The organism is Corynebacterium tuingiense (assembly GCF_046718165.1).
Taxonomy (GTDB): domain Bacteria; phylum Actinomycetota; class Actinomycetes; order Mycobacteriales; family Mycobacteriaceae; genus Corynebacterium.
Genome location: NZ_CP177101.1, coordinates 1,914,061 through 1,929,989, shown reverse-complemented (window position 1 = coordinate 1,929,989; position 15,929 = coordinate 1,914,061). Strand labels below are relative to the sequence as shown.

General features: G+C 61.8%; 15 protein-coding genes, 2 tRNA genes and 1 pseudogene. 11 read left to right on the top strand and 7 right to left on the bottom strand.

The genetic code is table 11. The annotated features are described in order from the left end of the window. Positions 1-7 precede the first annotated feature (7 nt). Together ACLI1T_RS09190 and ACLI1T_RS09185 are read left to right on the top strand one after the other, a co-directional pair. Entirely contained in the window at positions 8-1,246 is a 1,239-nt protein-coding gene (locus ACLI1T_RS09190) for an alpha/beta fold hydrolase (protein WP_411702492.1), read from the top strand. Positions 1,247-1,302: 56 nt separating this feature from the next. Then, positions 1,303-2,208 carry an SPFH domain-containing protein gene (locus ACLI1T_RS09185; protein WP_284771626.1) on the top strand — a complete coding sequence of 302 codons (906 nt, stop codon included), beginning with the start codon at positions 1,303-1,305 and terminating at the stop codon, positions 2,206-2,208. A 4-nt stretch (positions 2,209-2,212) separates the two neighbouring features. Here the strand turns inward: ACLI1T_RS09185 and ACLI1T_RS09180 are convergent. Then, a pseudogene (locus ACLI1T_RS09180) lies at positions 2,213-3,608 on the bottom strand (peptide MFS transporter). Between the two features lie 41 nt (positions 3,609-3,649). On the opposite strand from ACLI1T_RS09180, the gene ACLI1T_RS09175 reads away from it, so the two are divergent. Both ACLI1T_RS09175 and bioD read left to right on the top strand, forming a co-directional pair. Continuing rightward, the gene (locus tag ACLI1T_RS09175; RefSeq protein ID WP_349852811.1) at positions 3,650-4,924 is read left to right on the top strand and encodes an adenosylmethionine--8-amino-7-oxononanoate transaminase; all 1,275 of its coding nucleotides are present in this window, start codon (positions 3,650-3,652) and stop codon (positions 4,922-4,924) included. After that, on the top strand, positions 4,921-5,595 hold the full coding sequence (gene bioD, locus ACLI1T_RS09170) for a dethiobiotin synthase (protein WP_411703311.1): 675 nt from the start codon (positions 4,921-4,923) through the stop codon (positions 5,593-5,595). The genes ACLI1T_RS09175 and bioD overlap by 4 nt, the downstream gene beginning before the upstream one ends. A gap of 21 nt (positions 5,596-5,616) precedes the next feature. Here bioD and ACLI1T_RS09165 read toward each other — a convergent pair whose 3' ends face one another. From ACLI1T_RS09165 to bcp, 3 genes are all read right to left on the bottom strand, one after another. After that, positions 5,617-6,603, bottom strand: coding sequence for an HNH endonuclease signature motif containing protein (locus ACLI1T_RS09165; protein WP_411702491.1), 987 nt, complete (start codon positions 6,601-6,603; stop codon positions 5,617-5,619). An 84-nt stretch (positions 6,604-6,687) separates the two neighbouring features. Beyond that, the gene (locus ACLI1T_RS09160; RefSeq protein ID WP_284641530.1) at positions 6,688-7,305 is read right to left on the bottom strand and encodes a TetR/AcrR family transcriptional regulator; all 618 of its coding nucleotides are present in this window, start codon (positions 7,303-7,305) and stop codon (positions 6,688-6,690) included. A gap of 4 nt (positions 7,306-7,309) precedes the next feature. After that, positions 7,310-7,777: a thioredoxin-dependent thiol peroxidase gene (bcp, locus tag ACLI1T_RS09155; protein ID WP_411702490.1), complete on the bottom strand. Its 468-nt coding sequence runs from the start codon at positions 7,775-7,777 to the stop codon at positions 7,310-7,312. 97 nt (positions 7,778-7,874) lie between these two features. On the opposite strand from bcp, the gene ACLI1T_RS09150 reads away from it, so the two are divergent. The 5 genes from ACLI1T_RS09150 (at position 7,875) to ACLI1T_RS09130 (ending at position 12,549) form a co-directional block, all read left to right on the top strand. Beyond that, the gene (locus ACLI1T_RS09150; RefSeq protein ID WP_239269889.1) at positions 7,875-8,153 is read left to right on the top strand and encodes a DUF3618 domain-containing protein; all 279 of its coding nucleotides are present in this window, start codon (positions 7,875-7,877) and stop codon (positions 8,151-8,153) included. Between the two features lie 58 nt (positions 8,154-8,211). Next, positions 8,212-9,489: a glutaminase gene (locus ACLI1T_RS09145; protein WP_411702489.1), complete on the top strand. Its 1,278-nt coding sequence runs from the start codon at positions 8,212-8,214 to the stop codon at positions 9,487-9,489. Positions 9,490-9,572: 83 nt separating this feature from the next. Then, positions 9,573-10,742 (top strand): ABC transporter substrate-binding protein, encoded by a 1,170-nt coding sequence (locus tag ACLI1T_RS09140; RefSeq protein ID WP_411702488.1) that lies wholly within the window; start codon positions 9,573-9,575, stop codon positions 10,740-10,742. Beyond that, positions 10,742-11,797, top strand: a complete 1,056-nt coding sequence (locus ACLI1T_RS09135) for a FecCD family ABC transporter permease (protein WP_239269886.1) — start codon at positions 10,742-10,744, stop codon at positions 11,795-11,797. The genes ACLI1T_RS09140 and ACLI1T_RS09135 overlap by 1 nt, the downstream gene beginning before the upstream one ends. Continuing rightward, positions 11,788-12,549, top strand: coding sequence for an ABC transporter ATP-binding protein (locus ACLI1T_RS09130; RefSeq protein ID WP_284771617.1), 762 nt, complete (start codon positions 11,788-11,790; stop codon positions 12,547-12,549). The genes ACLI1T_RS09135 and ACLI1T_RS09130 overlap by 10 nt, the downstream gene beginning before the upstream one ends. Before the next feature lie 100 nt (positions 12,550-12,649). Here ACLI1T_RS09130 and ACLI1T_RS09125 read toward each other — a convergent pair. Then, positions 12,650-12,722 (bottom strand) — tRNA-Lys (locus ACLI1T_RS09125). Positions 12,723-12,931: 209 nt separating this feature from the next. Here ACLI1T_RS09125 and ACLI1T_RS09120 point away from each other — a divergent pair. Together ACLI1T_RS09120 and ACLI1T_RS09115 are read left to right on the top strand one after the other, a co-directional pair. Beyond that, positions 12,932-14,137 (top strand): L,D-transpeptidase, encoded by a 1,206-nt coding sequence (locus ACLI1T_RS09120; RefSeq protein WP_411702487.1) that lies wholly within the window; start codon positions 12,932-12,934, stop codon positions 14,135-14,137. 20 nt (positions 14,138-14,157) lie between these two features. Beyond that, entirely contained in the window at positions 14,158-15,102 is a 945-nt protein-coding gene (locus tag ACLI1T_RS09115) for an MsnO8 family LLM class oxidoreductase (RefSeq protein WP_411702486.1), read from the top strand. A gap of 28 nt (positions 15,103-15,130) precedes the next feature. Here the strand turns inward: ACLI1T_RS09115 and ACLI1T_RS09110 are convergent. Together ACLI1T_RS09110 and orn are read right to left on the bottom strand one after the other, a co-directional pair. Beyond that, positions 15,131-15,206: transfer RNA gene (locus ACLI1T_RS09110), tRNA-His, on the bottom strand. Positions 15,207-15,255: 49 nt separating this feature from the next. Then, positions 15,256-15,897, bottom strand: a complete 642-nt coding sequence (gene orn / locus ACLI1T_RS09105; RefSeq protein ID WP_411702485.1) for an oligoribonuclease — start codon at positions 15,895-15,897, stop codon at positions 15,256-15,258. Between the last annotated feature and the right edge of the window lie 32 nt (positions 15,898-15,929).

The window sequence follows — 15,929 nt, the reverse complement described above, 5'->3', positions numbered from 1 at the left end:
GGTGGGCATGACTCACTACCGCCGCTTCGGCCACGATATTATTGAACACACCCTGGAAGTCCCGTGGGATTATGACAATCCGCGCGGAACTTTTGCTCTCTATGCCCGCGAAATCATCCCGCCAGGCGGCGAGGACTTGCCGGCGCTGCTGTACCTGCAGGGAGGCCCAGGTTTTCCGGCCCCACGGCCGGTCAAACCGACGGGGCTTATCGGCAAGGCGCTCGAGCGCTACCGCGTCATCCTCCTCGATCAGCGCGGCACGGGGCGATCGCACCGCATCGATAGGCTGAGCCCCGCAGAAGAGCGCAGCGCCGAACACCTGGCCTTATTGCGCCAGGACAGTATCGTGCGCGATGCCGAGCGCCTCCGCGAACACCTGGGGTTGGAGACTTGGTCCCTGTTCGGCCAGTCCTTCGGCGGCTTTTGCATCACTGCGTACCTGTCTCAGGCTCCCGAGTCCGTCAAGCACGCGTTTTTCACCGGCGGCATCCCCACGCTGCAGGGTGCGGATCACCTCTACCGCACGACTTTTAGCAAGCTCAAGGCCCGCCAGGAGCGTTTCTACCGCGAGTTCCCCTGGGTGCGGCGCCGCATCGAGGAAATCATCGCCCACCTTGATAATTCCGATGAACGCCTGCACACCGGCGAGCGGCTGTCCTCGCTGCGCTTTCGCACCATTGGCACCGATTTGGGGCGGGGCACCGGGTTCGACGGCCTGGCCTACCTCCTGGAAGAGCCCTTCCGTACCGTGCGGGGAGAGAAGGTGCTGCGGGATGATTTCCTGTGGGGCATCGGCGAGCGCGTGAGCTTTGCGGAGGCCCCGCTTTATGCGGCGATCCACGAGTCCATTTATGCCGGCAGCGGCGGGCAGGCGGCGACGCAGTGGGCGGCGCATCGCGTGCGGGAGGAGTTCCCAGAGTTTGCCGAGTCCGGCACTTGGCTGACCGGCGAGCATATTTTCCCGTGGCAGTTCGACGAGGACCCGGCGCTGCAGGCCTTCAAGGAGGGCGCGCACGGCTTGGCGGAGCGGGAATTTACTGCGCCTTATGCGCTTGCCGATGCCCCCACCACCGCCGCCGCCATCTACCTCGACGATATTTTCGTTCCCCTGGAGGAATCTTTGTCCACCGCCGCGCACTTGGGCGATCTGCGGCCGTGGGTGACGAATGAGTACCAGCACAATGGCATCGGCGAGAACGGCGCGGAGGTGATGGGCAAGCTCTTTGCGCTTATCGATGACCACTAGCGAACGCTTTCCGCCTGTGCGAAAATTAATTTCACATACGTAGTTAGGGAGAGGAAATGTTGAGCTTAATCATCATCGGTATCATCATCTTGCTGATTCTCGCCACCGTATTTGATGGCTATTACATCGTGCGTACCCGCGAGGCGGCCATCTTGGAACGGTTGGGTAAATTCCAGACAGTCGCCCACGCGGGGTTGCACTTCAAGATGCCCTGGATCGACCGCGTGCGCGATAAGATTTCGCTGCAGGTGCGCCAACTGGACGTAATGGTGGAAACCAAGACGAAGGATAATGTCTTCGTCCAAATCCCGGTTGCGGTGCAGTACGAGGTGGTAGAAGGCCGCGAGCGCGAGGCCTTTTATATGCTCTCCAACCACGAGCAACAGATCGTGGCCTATGTGCAAGATAATGTGCGCTCGTCGGTGGCGAATATGGGCTTGGACGAGTCTTTTTCCTCCAAGGACACCATCGCGCAGAACGTGGCGGCCTCTCTCCGGGATAATATGGCCGAATACGGCTGGAACTTCGTCAATACGCTGGTAACCGATATTCGCCCGGATTCCCGCGTGCGCGAGTCCATGAACTCCATTAACGCGGCGCAGCGCGAGCGCGAGGCGGCCATCGCCCAGGCGGAGGCGGAAAAGATCCGCGTGGTCAAAGAAGCCGAGGGTGCCGCGGAGGCAAAGAAGCTGCAGGGTAGGGGTGTTGCCGAGCAGCGCAAGGAGATTGTAGAGGGCATCGCCCAGCAGTACGAGCTACTGCGCGATGCCGGTGTGCAGGAATCTCCCGAGGTCCTCATGCTGGTGTCGCAGTACCTCGACGCGATGGTCGATGTCTCGGATAACGGCCAAGCCTCCGTGCTCTATATGCCGTCCAACCCGCAGGGAATGGGCGATCTATTCAGCGGTATGCGCGACGTACTCATGGCGGACCGCGCCCTGGATGAGTCCGCCGGGCGATAGGAGCTTACCTGCGCCGCAGGAGGAGGACCAGCCCCAGGATGATGGGGACGCCGCCCATGATGATGAGGTAGGTCGTTTCGGCAGATGCCGAGGTGGTATCGTACAGCTGCGACATCGAACCGGCCAACGAGGTGCCGATGGCCATGGTGAGGAAGTACAGCGCGGAAAAGCGGGTGGCATATGCCCGCGGCGCGTGCGCGGCGGATGCGGCCATGCCCACTGGGCCGATGAAGAGCTCGCCGAGCGACATCAAAAAGATGGTGCCCGCTAATACCAGGAACGGCGTGGAATTTTCCCCGCCTCCCACAAAGGGGCAACAGAAGGAACATGCCCGCACCGGCGAAGATGATGCCGCAGCCCATGCGCGCGCGCCGCGAGTTGGCCCAGCGCGTCATGCCCGCGGCCAAGGGTAGCGAGAGCAGGAGGATGAATAGCGGGTTGAGCGATTGCGTCCACGCCCGCGGGATCTCGAATCCGCCGATGGATCGGTTGAGGCGCTGATCCGAATAGACCGCAAGCACGCCGTAGATTTGCGGTTGCAGGGTCCAGTAGGCCGTTGAGCAGGCGAAAAGCGGAATGAAATCCAGGATGCGGCGCCGTTCATCCGCGGTGACCCGCGAGGATCGCAGCATACTGGCAAAAAGCCCCGCCGCGGCCGCTACCGTGGCGATAAGAAGCAGCATCGTCAGCGTTGCCGGAGAAACGGTGATAATGATCAGCACGCCGGCCAGTAGCGCCGCCAGCGCGACCAAGCCCGCCTTGCCTGGGGCCTGGGTGGGATGAGGCGGACGAGTTGGCGCGTCTATCTTTTTCCGCAGTGCGCCGTAGGTGGCGCAGCCGCAGCACATGAGCACCGCTGCGGCGAAGAATCCGGCGTGGTAGCCGTATTCCTCCGCCAGCCAGCCCGTGAGCATGGGGCCAAAAAGCGCGCCGATATTGATGCCGAGGTAGAAAATCTGAAAGACCCCGTCGCGCGCGCCGGCCTCGGCGGGGAAAGCGGCGCCCAGAATCGTTATCGCGGCGGTCTTGAGCAGCCCCGAGCCAAGCGCGAGCGGCAAGAGCCCGATGATGAGCCCTGCGGTGCCGGGAATTAGCGAAAGGGAAAAGTGTCCGCACACCAACAGCCCAGCACCGGTAAGCAGGGTGCGCTCGGCACCCAAGAGGCGGTCGCTGACCCAGCCGCCCACAAACGTAAAGAGGTAAAGCAGACTGCCGTACGCGCCGACGAGCGCGGTGGCTTGCGTTTGCTCCATGCCGAGCCCATCAGAGGTGGAGTAGAGGTAGTACGCGAGGATGGCTTGCATGCCATAAAAACTGAAGCGCTCCCACATTTCGATGCCCGCAACTGCCGGCAAAACTAGGGGTACGCGGCGAATTGAACGCTGTTCAAGAACTTTCATGAAAAGCACTATAGCGGCTGAAAGTGTGTGCTAGATCTAATTTGGTGAATATTTCTACTAGCGACATAGCGACAATCGATGCCCACCACATCTGGCACCCCTATGCCGAGCCCGGCGCGCCCACGCGCGTCGTCGAGTCGGCCGCAGGTGTCCACCTCACGCTTGCCGATGGCACCCAGCTCATCGACGCCATGTCCTCCTGGTGGGCCGCCGCCCACGGCCACAGCCACCCGCGGCTTACCGCCGCCGCTAAGGAACAGATCGACCGCATGAGCCACGTGATGTTCGGCGGGCTCACGCACGAGCCGGCAGCGCGGCTAACGTCCAATCTCATGGAGCTCACGCGCCACGACTTCGCGCAGGTCTTTTATGCGGATTCGGGATCGGTCTCGGTAGAGGTCGCCATCAAGATGGCTCTGCAATACCAGCAGGGGATCGGCCACCCGGAGCGCACCAAGATGCTGACCTGGCGCTCGGGTTATCACGGCGATACCTTTGCCGCGATGAGCGTGTGCGATCCCGATGGCGGCATGCACTCGATGTGGACCGGCACCCTGGCGCAGCAGGTTTTCGCCCCAGCACCGCCCACGCGCGGGGCGAGCGAGAAGGCGCGCGCGGATTACCTACGCGAGCTGGAAGGCTGCATTACGAACGAAGTCGCAGCCTTGATCATCGAGCCCGTCGTCCAAGGCGCCGGCGGCATGCGCTTCCACGACCACGAGCTGGTGCGCGGGGCGCGCGAAATCTGCGACCGCCACGGAATCGTGCTGATCGCGGATGAAATAGCCACGGGTTTTGGGCGCACCGGGGACCTCTTTACCACCCAGGCGGCGGGAGTGGTGCCGGATATCATGTGCGTGGGTAAGGCGATGACCGGCGGTTTCATGACGATGGCCGCCACGCTCGCCACCGCCCGGGTTGCCGAGGGTATGCACCCACGCGCGCTGATGCATGGCCCGACCTTTATGGCCAACCCGCTGGCCTGCGCGGTATCTGCCGAGGCGACCTCCATGATCCTGGAGGGAAGGTGGCGGGGGCAGGTTGCGGGCATCGAGAAGCAGCTGCGCGCCGGGCTTTCCGGGCTAGAGGACGAGCCGGGCGTGGCGGACGTGCGGGTGCTGGGGGCTATCGGCGTGGTGGAGATGGAGCGCGACGTCGATATGTCAGGTGCTACGGACGCGGCGGTGGACCAAGGCGTGTGGCTGCGCCCGTTCGGCCGCCTTATCTACACCATGCCGCCTTTTATCAGTACCGAAGACGAGGTCGCGCAGATTTGCCGCGGTGTGCGCGCTGCGGTAGGAGGAGGAAAGCGATGATTATCTTTGTCACCGGCACCAATACCGACGTGGGAAAGACGGTGGCCACGGCGGTGCTCGCCAGCGCCCTTGCCCAGAGTGGGCGCGAGGTCGTCTATGCCAAGCCCCTGCAGACCGGCGAGCCGGGCAATAGCGGCGATGCGGCGACGGTGCGGGCCCTGGCCGGGGTCGAGGTCACGGAGATGGTGCGTTTTCCCGAGCCGCTGGCACCGAACCTTTCGGCGCGCCGGGCCCGCATGACTCCGCCGAGCAAAGAGGAACTCTGGGACTGGATCGCAGGGTTGGACGCACCAGGCCGGGTGGTGCTGGTGGAAGGTGCCGGCGGCCTGCTGGTGCGTTTGGCAGACGACTACACGCTTGCCGATGTCGCCACCAACCTCCTCATTGTCACCTCCCTCGGTCTTGGCAGCCTCAACGCTGCCGAGCTCACCGTCCGCGAGGCGCAGCGGCGCAGGATTAACGTGATGGGGCTTATCGGCGGCAGTTTGCCCGCGAGGCCGGATCTGGCGACGCGGCTGAACGTGGACGAGCTTCCGGCGGTCACGGGTTGCCGGTTGTGGGGCAGTGTGCCAGAGGGCGCGGGTGCGCTGGGCCGGGAGGACTTCGCCCGGATGACCCGAGAGCTCTTTCCCGGTGATGTGTGTGCGGAGTTGCTTGCGCACGCCGAGTAGCGCTACCTCGATGAGGCAGCGCTAGCGGATCCAGCGGACCTTGCCGTTTACCCGGGCAAGGCGGCCGCGCAGGGGAGGGGCGTTCGGATCGTCTTGGTTCACCCCGTTGTGGTACGGGCAGCACACGGTGAGGTTGTCCGCGTTGGTCATCCCGCCGTGCTTCCACGCCTGCAGGTGGTGGATTTGAGACTTATCCGCCGGGTGATTGCACGGCGGCCACGGGCAGGTGGGGTTTTCGGCGGCGGCCATCAGCCGCTGTTTTTCCGAGGCGAACCGCGAGGTCCGATACAGGTTGACCGGGCCCTTCACTGGGTGGATAAGCGTGGCTAGCCCGTGTTCGCTAAAGGTGCGCTCGACGAGCTGCGCGCCGGTAATGGTCGAGCCGTTGGTGAGCCGAAGCGTGACCTCGTCGCCATCGCCTTCCAGTATTTGATCCAGTGCGTTGAGCGGGATAATCACGTTCGTCGTGGTCTGTACCGTGGCAGCGCCCTCGCCGCGGAGGAGTTCGCGGAAGGATGCGAGTGGGTTATCGGGGTCGAGGGCGGAATCGAGATCCGCGAGGAAGGACGAGGGCGCAGTAATGCGCATCGTCCACGGGCCATCCGGGCGGCGCAGGAGTTGTACGCCCTCGCGCGGCGGCCGCCGGCGCGGGCGCCATTCGCGCAGGCGCTTTTTAGCGAGCCGGGCAATCTCGGAGGCTGGTCCGTGTTGCCGGCACAGCTCTACGCGCAGGTTCCACGCGGCGCGCTTGGTAGCCGCGCGGGTGGCGTACTTCTCGATGAGTTTCAGCGTCACCAAATCGTGGTGGCGCGCGCCCGCGGCGGCAAGGCGCTGCTTGCGGCTAAAGGAAGTGGTGCCGAAATAAACCTCCGCCAGGCAGAGCAGCTCGCGGGCCTCGACATCCGGTAGGCCGAGCTCAACGAGGGCGCTTTCAGGCATACCGTGGGCCTCGGCGAGGATATCCATCGCCGAGGAAATCTGGGTGGCATAGGCCTGCAGTGCGTTCATGCCTGCAAATCTAGGCGCGCGCTACCGCGGCGCCAATCGCGCCCAGCGCCCGCCTGTGGATAACTTGTATAAACGTCTACAAACTTATCCCGCGGCCACCGCAAAGAGGTACGAAATCAGCATGCGCTTTAGCTCCATGACCACGGAATCGAACTTGTCTGGATCACCCGAAATGGCGTAATTAAGCAGCGAGACCACGGTGTGGATAAGGAAGCGCGCCAGCTCAATGCGTTGCGCATCGCTGTGCTCGGTGGCAAGGGGGCGGAGGATCTCGGCAAGCGGCTCCAAGAGCTGCAGCTCCGTATCGGCCGCCGTGGCCCGCGTCGCCGGGGTGGACTGGATGGCGTGCCAAACGGCGCGCCGGGAGGGGTCCTCGCGCCACATCCGCGCGAGGTGGTCGATGAATTCATCCAAGACATCCGGCCACTGCGGGGCTGGCACGAGGCGCGAAAAACGCTCGATTTCGGCCAGGCTGGTAGCGGTATCTTGCCGGTCGAGCTCGCAAATGAGCACGTATTTATTGGCAAAGAACTGATACAGCGTGCCGATGGGCACCTCGGCGCGGTGGGCGACTTCATCGAAGGTGAAGGATTCAAAGCCGACATCGACAAGCACGGCGCGCGCCGCCTGCACAATGCGCTCAAAACGCTCCCGGCTACGCGCCTGCGCTGGCCGGCGCCGCGGGACGAGGATCTCCTCCACCGGCTTACTCGAGGCCCTTCATCACGCGCGCGACGTGCCCGGTGGCTTTCACGTTGTAGTGGGTCTGCCCGATGGTGCCATCCGGCTCTACGAGGAAGGTGGAACGAATAACGCCCTGGACCACCTTGCCGTAGTTCTTCTTTTCCCCAAAGGCGCCGTATGCGGTCATGACGGACTTATCTGGATCAGAAAGCAACGGGAAGTTGAGATCGTGGTCATCGCGGAACTTCGCCAGCGCCTCGGGCTTATCGGGGGAGATGCCTACCACCGCGATATTGAGCTCATTGAGCTCTTCTAGGGAATCGCGAAAATCGCAGGCTTCCTTGGTGCAGCCAGGCGTATTGGCGCGCGGGTAGAAGTACACCAGCACGCGCTGGCCTGCGTAATCGGAAAGGGAAACGGTGCTGCCGGTGGCATCGGCAAGCGAAAAAGCGGGGGCGGTATCTCCTACGTTCAAACGAGTTTCAGTCATGGACCCCACTTTACGTGCTCCCCGGCCTGCGCGGTGGAGGCCCTGCACGGTAAGATAAGCTCGTTAAGAGCGAAACTTAAGCTAAGAGGAGAATTCCGTGGCACGCAATATTGAAGATATTCAACGCGATATCGAACGCACCCGGCGCCAGCTGGCTAGCACCCTGGATGAAATTGCAGATCGCAGCAAGCCGCAAAACCTCGTCGATGACGCCAAGGATGCCGCCACCGAAAAGTTGCAGGACCGCAACGTGCAGCTGGTACTCGGTGGCGTCGGCGCTGCCGTCGTTGGGCTGATTGCCTTTTCCGTGTTCCGCTCGCGTCGCCGCAAGAGCGACCTGAAGGAATTGCAGCGCCTGCTGTCTGAGCGCCACTAATTTTCCCCGCCTTACCCCCACGCGCGCCGTGGGGGCTTTTTTCGTATGCTAGGTCGCGATGAAAACTCCAATTCCTTTTTATTTGCAGGAAATTTTGACTCGGGTGCGAGGAAATCGCAGCGGCGCGGTGGCGGACTATATTCCCGAGCTCGCGAAGGCGGAACCGGACTACCTGGGCGTGGCCATCTGTACCACGACGGGGCATGTGTATTCCGCCGGCGATGCAGAGGTGGAATTCACCCTGCAGTCCGTGTCGAAGCCTTTTGCATACGCCTTAGCGTTGCAGGAACTGGGCTTGGATGCGGTGCGCGAGATCGTTGGCATGGAACCGTCCGGCGAGGCCTTCAATGAGCTTTCGCTCAACCGCGATGATCACCGGCCGGTGAATCCGATGATTAACGCGGGCGCGATTGCGGTAACGCAGCTGATTAATGGCGTGGATTCGGATCCTGCCGAGCGCGTGGAACAGCTGCGCACCTACTTTTCACGGCTGGCTGGCCGCGAGCTGAAACTCGATGAAAAGGTGCGCGATTCCGAGCTGCAGGTCTCCGATAGGAACCTGTCTTTGGCGCACATGCTGCGCAATTACGACATCATTCAGGATGAGGCCCACGATGCGGTCTCGACCTACGTGGAGCAGTGCTCGATTAAGGTCACGGTGCGCGACCTTGCCGTGATGTCTGCCACCCTGGCCAATGGTGGCACGCAGCCGGTGACGGGGGAGAAGATCTTGGATGCCGATGTCTGCCGCTTGACGCTTTCTGTCATGAGCTCTGCGGGCATGTACGACGGCGCTGGGCGCTGGATGGCCGAGGTTGGTATCCCGGCGAAATCCGGCGTTTCGGGCGGCCTGCTGGGTACCCTGCCTGGACAATTGGGGGTAGCGACGTTTTCGCCGCGGCTAAATAAGGAGGGCAATTCCGTCCGCGGGGTGGATGCCTTGACCTTGCTCTCGAAGGATATGGGGCTGCACTTGATGTCCACGGATGAGCGCTACGGCGTGCACCCGGTTCGCAGGATGGAGACCGAGGACGATCTCACGGTGATCTTCCTGCAGGGGCTTATCAACTTCAACGCGGCGGAGACCATCTTGCATCAGCTCACCGAATGCGAATTTGGTGAGGGCACGGTGGTGCTGGAGCTATCCCATATCACCGGATCCAACCGGATGGGCCGGCGCATGCTGAAGGAAGGCCTCCGGCGCATCCGCGAGGCTGGCTTCGATATCGCCATCGTGGATCCGGACGGCGAATTGGAGGACCGCACCATGGCGGACGGCACTGAGGTGCCCAAGGGCGAGCCGGAAGATTATGCAATCGCCGAGGACGCAGTTTAGGTTTGGGTCACCTTACTTGGGTAGGTTAGGATAAGTTCGCACTTATCCTCAGTTCGAGGATTCCGACCGACCAAGGACTTAAAATGGCAAATAGATTTCCCAAGGTAATGGCCGTGGTGGCGGCCTCCGCCACCGCACTCGTAGGCTGCAGCACCGCCGAAGAAACTACCAACAACGGCGGTGGCAGCGACGATGCTGCCCTGTCCTTCACCGACCTCGCGGGCCGCGACGTAGAACTCGACAAGGCCCCCGAGCGCGTCCTGTTGGGCGAGGGCCGCTCCATCTTCGCCACCGGCATCCTCAATACCGAGGATCCGCTGGATAAGGTCGTGGGCATCGGATCCGACCTGAAGAAGAACGTGCCGGACTACTACAACGTCTTGGAAGAAAAGCTGCCCAAGGTCAATGAACTGCCGGAAATCGGCGGGTTCACCAAGGGCGATGTCACGGTGGAAAACCTGGTGAGCCTGGACCCGGACCTCATCGTTTTGTCCAAGGATCAGTACGACGCCTCGCAGGAAGCCGGACTGACCGACAAGATGGATCAGGCGGGCCTCAAGTACGCCGTGACCGATTTCCGCGCCAAGCCGCTGGAGAATACCACCAAGTCCATGGATATTTTCGGTGAGATCTTCGGCCAAGAAGAGCGCGCCAAGGAATTCAACAAAGAGTGGCAAGAAACCGTGGACCTGGTCAAGGAGCGTGCGGACAAGGTAAAGGACAAGCCCAAAACCTTCGTTTGGCGCGCGGCCGGTGTCTCGGACTGCTGTGGTTCGTGGAATGATTCCAATATCTCGCAGCTGGTCAACGTCGCCGGTGGCGATAACGTAGCCGATGGCATCATCCCGGGCGAATCCGGTGCCCTGACCCCAGAAAAGGTCCTCGAGACTGACCCAGACATGGTGATTGCCACCGGCGGCGATTGGTCCGAGATGAAGGACGATGAGGGCAACCCCGTCGGCTACGCCGCAGTGGGCTATGGCATTGGTGAAGATGAGGCGGAGGCGAGCGTTACCAAGCTGCCGAGCACACAGCCGGGATTTGAGAACCTGCGCGCGGTCAAGGACCACAAGCTGCACAGCATGTGGCACCAGTTCTACAACTCGCCGTTCAACTACCTGGCGCTGCTGCAGATCGCGGAATGGATGAACCCGGAGGCGTATGAGGATATGGACATCGACAAGCAGTGGATGCAAGCGCAAGAAAAGTACTCGCCGGTTGCTGGCGAGGGAACCTTCTTTAGCACGAATTAATGGTGAGCGCGGAGGTAGCTGCCCTGACGCAGCAACACAAGAAGCTCACCTGGCAGCGCATCAGCATCGTCGCGGGCCTGTGCCTCATTGCGGCGGTGGCGTTTGTGGTCAGCAACTTCGTCGGCGCCATCGACATCAGCCCCGGCGAGGTCATCAGGGGCATCGTGAATCCCTCGAGCCTGGATGACCAGACGCATACGGTGCTGTGGAAGCTGCGCTTGCCGATGGCCGTTATGGCCCTGCTCATCGGCGTCAGCCTCTCGCTGGCCGGCGCGGAGATGCAGACCATCTTGAATAACCCGCTGGCGGAGCCGTTTACCCTCGGTATTTCCGCCGCGGCGGCCTTCGGCGGCGCTAGTTCCATCGTGCTCAAGTGGCAGCTGCTAACCCAGCCGCAGTTCAACCTGGCGCTGGTGGCGTGGTTGTCTGCGGCGGTGGCGACGGCGATCATCGTCGTGGCGGCCATTATCCGGGGTGCGAAAGCGGAGACCATGGTGCTGCTGGGCATTGGTTTGGTCTTTTTCTTCCAGGCCATGCTCGCGCTTATCCAGTACCAGTCTTCGGCCGAGGCGCTCCAGCAGATCGTCTTTTGGTCCATGGGTTCGCTCACCCGTGCCAACTGGGCCGCCAATGGCGTGCTCGCGGGCGTGCTGCTGGTCGCCCTGCCCATTTTGTGGGCGCTGTCGTGGCGGCTTACGGCCTTGCGGCTTGGCGATGCCCGCGCTGCCGCCATGGGCATTAATACCGCGCGGCTACGCGTGGTGGTGCTCATCGTGGTCTCCCTCGTGGCGGCAACGACGGTGGCCTTCGCCGGCATCATCGGCTTTATCGGCCTCGTGGGCCCGCACATCGCTCGTATGCTGGTGGGCGAGGACCAGCGCTATTTCGTGCCCGCCTCCATGGCCGCCGGCGCGGCCGTGATGTGTGCGGCGCACGCGGCAAGCCTGATGATTAAGCCGGGTCTGGCCATTCCGATTGGCATCGTGACCTCGCTTTTGGGCGTGCCGTTCTTTATCGCCATCGTGATGACTCGAAGGAGGGCGCTGTGGACGTAGAACTTACCCTGCGCGGTATAAGCGCAGCCTACGGCAAGCACACCGTGCTCGAAGCGGTAGACGTGGATACGCTGCAAGGCGGTCAACTGGTCGGCCTCTTAGGTCCCAACGCGTCCGGTAAAACCACGCTGATCAAGTCCCTTGCCGGCGTGCACCGCGGGTACAAGGGCGAGGTGGATTTCCTGGTGGAAGGAGAAAGCCCGCGGGGCAAGCGCCGCCGCCAGCTGATTGGCTACGTCCCGCAGGATTTGCCCAGCACCGCGGCGCTGCGGGCGTTTGAAACGGTGCTGATCGCGGCGCGTCGGGAAGCGTGCGAGGACCCTATTACCCGCACCGGCGAGGTGCTGCACGCGATGGGGCTGGACGCCATTGCCTCGCGCTACCTCAACGAGCTATCTGGCGGCCAGCGTCAGCTCGTCGCCGTGGCGCAGATGCTGGTGGGAAATCCCGGCCTGATGCTCTTGGATGAGCCGACGTCCGCGCTCGACCTGCATCGCCAGTTCTTCGTCCTCGAGGAGGTGCGCGAGAAGGCTAGGCGCGAAGGCAGCCTGGGGCTGGTGGCCATCCATGACATCAACCTGGCCGCGCGCATGTGTGACCAGCTGGTGGTACTCAAATCCGGCCGTATCCGCGCCCAGGGCACGCCTGGAGACGTGCTCACGCGCGAACTGGTGGAAAGTGTTTATGGGGTAGAGGCGGACATCGTGGAGCACCGCGGTGTTCCCGTCGTCGCGCCCCAACGCGTGAAATAAGCAAAGGCCGAGCGAGATGCTCGGCCTTTTTGCTAGCCTTGAACTGCTAGCTTTGAAAACGAAAAAATCGCGAGGTACTTGCCTCGCGATTTTGCTGTTGTGCGCCATCAGGGAATCGAACCCCGAACCCACTGATTAAGAGTCAGTTGCTCTGCCAATTGAGCTAATGGCGCAGTGTTGACGTCCTGCCGTGTGGCTCTCTGTGCAACGAGTAGAAACTTTAGCACTCCGGTTGAAAAACTGTAAAATCGCCAGCTCATAGTACATTTCTGGGGGAATATAACAGTTTGGATAATGGTGCGCTTGTTTCTGGTATTTGGGGTGGCAAGGCGATAGTCTGGATTGGTCTTGAAAGAACTACTGTATTTCTAAGGTCTACTTAGTGATTATTTCCCTCCCTAAACCCCGCCGCATTGCTGCTGCGAGCATTGCGTGCATTTCCCTGGTAGTAGCCTCGTGCTCCGTTAATTCCGCCGCTGAAAACCGCTCGGGGGACCAGGAATCTACCTCGAGCTCAGCTGAGCAATCTGAGCAGAAAGAAAAGTCCAAGCTTTCCGCCTCCGTGAAGGATGGGGCAGAGGATGTCGATCCATCCAAGCCTGTCACCGTGGAATCCACCACCGAGCTCAAGAGCGTGACCATGACCAATGAGCTGGGCGTGGAAGTTGAAGAAAAGCTTTCTGAGGACGGTAAGAAGTGGACTACGGCGGAGGATCTTGGCTATAACCACACTTATTCCATCGTGGCCACTGACAAGGATGGCAATAAGAAGAACCTGAGCTTTTCCACCTCCCAGGCGGCGGGCGTCGCCCAGGTGGCGATGACGCCTATCCCCGGCTCTGAGGTGGGTGTGGGCCAGGTTATCGGCGTCAATTTCGGCACCTATATCACCGACCGCAAGGCGGCAGAGGACACGATTACGGTTAAGACCAACCCAGAGGTGGAAGGCGCGTTCTACTGGGTGAATAACCAAGAGGTGCGCTGGCGCCCCAAGGAGTATTGGGAGCCGGGCACCAAGGTTGAGGTTAAGGTCGATCAGTACGGCAAGGACCTCGGTGGCGGCATCTACGGCGGGGAAAATACCGGGACGGATTTCACCATCGGGGATCGCACCGTGACGCTGGTGGATAATGCCACCAAGACCATGAAGGTCTATAAGAACAAGGAGCTCTTGCGCACCATTCCGGTATCGCTCGGTCGCGATTATCAATATGACACCCCGAATGGGCGTTATGTCATTGGCGATCAGCACCAGTCGCTGCTGATGGATTCTGAGACCTTCGGGCTTGCGCACGATGCGGGCGGCTACAGCACCGAGGTGGACTGGGCTACCCAGATGTCTTATTCCGGTATCTACGTGCACTCCGCACCGTGGTCCGTGTGGGCTCAGGGTAATTCCAATACCTCCCACGGCTGCATCAACGTGACGCCAGAGGCCGCGCAGTGGTTCCAGAACACCGTCAAGCGCGGTGATATCGTCCACGTAATCAATACTTATGGTGGGACGCTTAACCCCTTGGACGGCTTGGGCGATTGGAATATGTCCTGGGAGGAATGGTCCAAGGGCAACGCGGACGCTAATCAATAATCCGCAACATTTTTAGGCGCATGGCTACAGTGGTGGCCATGCGCTTTTCTATTTTGGACCGCGGGGCGGCAGGCAGACTCGATGGGGTAGCCGAGCATGCGCAGCATGTGGAGCGGCTGGGTTTTCACAGGTTTTTCCTCGCCGAGCACCACGGGGTGCCGGGCATCCCCGCGGGCCAGCCAGGCATGTTGGCTTCGCACGTGGCGGCGCGCACGCAGCGCATTCGCGTGGGCACCGCAGGCATTATGCTGCTCAACCACCCGCCGTTTCTAGTCGCGGAACAGATTAACCTCTTGGAGGCGCTGTACCCCGGCAGGATCGATATTGGGTTGGGCTCCTCGGTGGGCTTTACGGAGCCGGTGCGTAAGGCGCTGCGCCAGGGCGATCCGCTGGAGCTCAAGCCGCAGTTCGAGAACGAGGTCGAGGCCCTGTTGCGCTACCTGCGCGGAGAGGCGGCGGTGACGGTGCGGCCCGAGTATGCGGGCACGCCCATCTATATCCTCGCCGGCTTCCGGTCGGTCAGGGTGGCCGCGCGGCTGGGATTGGGTGTCATCCTGGGCGGGCCCGTAGAAATGCAGGAAAAGGCGGCGCGGCTCTACCGCGAGCATGCGCTTGCCGATGCCCCACCTATCATCTCCTCCCTCAATATCGCCGTGGCCGATACCGCGGACCAAGCGCGGGACCTTTTGCTGCCGGAGTCCTATGCAAAGGTCATGGCCCAGTCCACCGGGGAATTCGCGCCGCTGCGCCCAGCCCGCGAATTGGATCTGGAGGGGCTAACGAGCCAGCAACAGCGCCGCATCGACGAGTCCCTGGGCCACGACGTCTGGGGGACGGTGGGGGAAGTGGGGGAGGAACTAAGGGGCATCGGCAAGCAGCTGGGCGTCGATGAGTTCCTGATTACCGGAGACATGCCGGATCTCGCGGGGAGGGCCCGCTCGGAGGAAATGGTGGTGGAGATATAAAAAATCCCGAGCGCGGGGCTCGGGAGATTGGGGTGGCTGACGGGACTCGAACCCGCGACAACCAGGATCACAACCTGGTGCTCTACCAGCTGAACTACAGCCACCATCGTTGCGCGAAAGCAACGAGATATAGGTTAACTCACGCCGCGTAAATTACAAAAACGCCTGGTAATCGGCGGTGGTTTCGGCCTTGAGCTCCTCGGCTTCGGTAGAAGTTGGGCCCTCATCGGTGCGAAAGACGCTGCGGCGATAGAAATCGAGCTCGCGGATGGACTCGATGATGTCCTGCAGCGCGCGGTGTGCCATGCCCTTATCGGGCTGGTTGTAGTAGGCCCGCGGGTGCCAGCGCCGGGCGAGCTCCTTGATGGTTGAGACATCGATCATGCGGTAGTGCAGCGCCTCATCTAGCCGCGGCATATAGGTGCGGATGAAGGTGCGGTCGGTGGCGATGGAATTGCCGGCTAGGGGAGCCGGGTGCTCGCAGTGCTCGTTGATGAGCGCCAGTACCGCGTCCTCGGCCTCGTGGATGGTCGTGGTGGACTGGCGGATTTCCTTATCGAGGCCGGAGTTTGCGTGCATTTCGGTGACGAAGGAATCCATCTGGGATAGTTCCTCTTCGGTGGCGTGGACGACGAGATCGATGCCCTTGCCAAGGATGTTGAGGTTGCCGTCCGTGATGACTGCGGCCACCTCGACGATGACGTGGCGTTCCGGGTCGAGGCCGGTCATTTCCAGGTCGATCCACACGAGGCGATCATATTTTGCGGCGATTTCGGGAGAAGACATGCGTTCCATTCTAACCCCGACTGACGGGGCCCTCCGCGCGG

What these genes read in the sequence shown, in the direction of transcription:
- ACLI1T_RS09190 (WP_411702492.1), top strand. Translation starts at nt 8, where the DNA reads ATGACTCACTACCGCCGCTTCGGCCACGATATTATTGAACACACCCTG.
- ACLI1T_RS09185 (WP_284771626.1), top strand. Translation starts at nt 1,303, where the DNA reads ATGTTGAGCTTAATCATCATCGGTATCATCATCTTGCTGATTCTCGCC.
- bioD (WP_411703311.1), top strand. Translation starts at nt 4,921, where the DNA reads ATGATTATCTTTGTCACCGGCACCAATACCGACGTGGGAAAGACGGTG.
- ACLI1T_RS09165 (WP_411702491.1), bottom strand. Translation starts at nt 6,603, where the DNA reads ATGAACGCACTGCAGGCCTATGCCACCCAGATTTCCTCGGCGATGGAT.
- bcp (WP_411702490.1), bottom strand. Translation starts at nt 7,777, where the DNA reads ATGACTGAAACTCGTTTGAACGTAGGAGATACCGCCCCCGCTTTTTCG.
- ACLI1T_RS09145 (WP_411702489.1), top strand. Translation starts at nt 8,212, where the DNA reads ATGAAAACTCCAATTCCTTTTTATTTGCAGGAAATTTTGACTCGGGTG.
- ACLI1T_RS09140 (WP_411702488.1), top strand. Translation starts at nt 9,573, where the DNA reads ATGGCAAATAGATTTCCCAAGGTAATGGCCGTGGTGGCGGCCTCCGCC.
- ACLI1T_RS09135 (WP_239269886.1), top strand. Translation starts at nt 10,742, where the DNA reads ATGGTGAGCGCGGAGGTAGCTGCCCTGACGCAGCAACACAAGAAGCTC.
- ACLI1T_RS09115 (WP_411702486.1), top strand. Translation starts at nt 14,158, where the DNA reads ATGGCTACAGTGGTGGCCATGCGCTTTTCTATTTTGGACCGCGGGGCG.
- orn (WP_411702485.1), bottom strand. Translation starts at nt 15,897, where the DNA reads ATGGAACGCATGTCTTCTCCCGAAATCGCCGCAAAATATGATCGCCTC.